This window comes from Lactiplantibacillus plajomi (assembly GCF_005405405.1).
Lineage (GTDB): Bacteria > Bacillota > Bacilli > Lactobacillales > Lactobacillaceae > Lactiplantibacillus > Lactiplantibacillus plajomi.
Genome location: NZ_BJDZ01000063.1, coordinates 1 through 1,245, shown reverse-complemented (window position 1 = coordinate 1,245; position 1,245 = coordinate 1). Strand labels below are relative to the sequence as shown.

Genomic DNA, 1,245 nt, shown 5'->3' with positions numbered 1-1,245 from the left:
GACCTTAGGCACGGTCAAGTGACCCCGCAACGCTGGGTTATCGAACGCAGTTTTAGCTGGCTAGGAAAATATCGGCGCCTCTGGCGCAATTGTGAGCGAGAGCTGAACACCAGTAAGATGATGATTAGCTTAGCCTTCCTGCGAATACTCTTGAAAAGATTCTAAACACGTTCTAATAAAAAGATATCGGTAAAGAGACCCCCCTGAGTCAGAGTAAATTCAGACTCAGGGGGGTTACTATATCAAGCTAATATTATAGCAGTATCTAAGTAGTGCGTCATACATACATGTACTAGTGTCAATAGAGCAGCTAGCTCACTCAGAAGCCGCTTCGGTAACTAATACAGGAACTTCTGCGTGTTGCACAACGTACTTTGTCACAGAGCCAACAATGAGCTTCTCTAACGCGCTCTTTCCAGACTTTCCAAGTACGATTAGATCGATTTCTTCCTTCTCTGGAAGATTAGTAGCAATTTCATCATTTACTGTACCAGAAACAATGGTGTACTTTACTTGAATATTAGTACCAGCTAGTTCTTTTTTTGCCTCATCAATAACATGCGCTGCCTCTTCGCGAACGTCCAACTCAACTTGGACCGGAACAATGCCACCAACTGGAGGTACACCGGCTGGTATAGCAACACTAGGGTCAATTATAGTGGTTACAAAAAGAGTAGCAGAAAACATCTGTGCCATCTCTTTAGCATATGCTAATGCCTTGAATGAATCTTTACTTCCGTCTAGTGGAACTAGGATGTTCTTGAACATAATTACTACCTCCAACCATATAGGATTTAGTGGTTATACAATCTACTAGCACTAATTTTATTTAAAACTATACTACCATTGTATGATAACAGAGCATATCAGACAACTTTGACGTTATGCATATTTTTTGACTATTTTCATAGTCGTGATTTACCTTAAGAGATAGTTAGCCCTGACAACATTAAACGGTAGGAGATGTAATTGTGGACAAAGCAAGTACAATCTACCTCTTAACCTTTATTCGCAACCGCGATCGGGCTACTTTACAACAATTAGTTATGAACTACCGTCCCAATGGTACTGAAATGGATACCGTCATAAGGACCATTCAAAAGAACTACTTAGGGATCAGGAACGCTTGTCTCTATGACTACTCTAAGAACGTGTTTGGATACTTTGACATTCGATTTGATTTTAGTTAAATTAGATCAAAAACAGGAGTTTTTAATCCATGAAAAGCTTTGCACACCATTATAG

General features: G+C 39.9%; 2 protein-coding genes. One reads left to right on the top strand and one right to left on the bottom strand.

Going from position 1 to position 1,245, the window contains the following annotated elements; translation table 11 throughout:
• Positions 1 to 165: transposase (locus tag FFM82_RS13405; protein ID WP_170178314.1), on the top strand; the 165-nt coding region annotated here is incomplete at its 5' end.
• Between the two features lie 150 nt (positions 166 to 315).
• On the opposite strand, the gene FFM82_RS13400 is transcribed toward FFM82_RS13405, so the two are convergent.
• On the bottom strand, positions 316 to 768 hold the full coding sequence (locus tag FFM82_RS13400) for a universal stress protein (protein ID WP_024305875.1): 453 nt from the start codon (positions 766 to 768) through the stop codon (positions 316 to 318).
• Between the last annotated feature and the right edge of the window lie 477 nt (positions 769 to 1,245).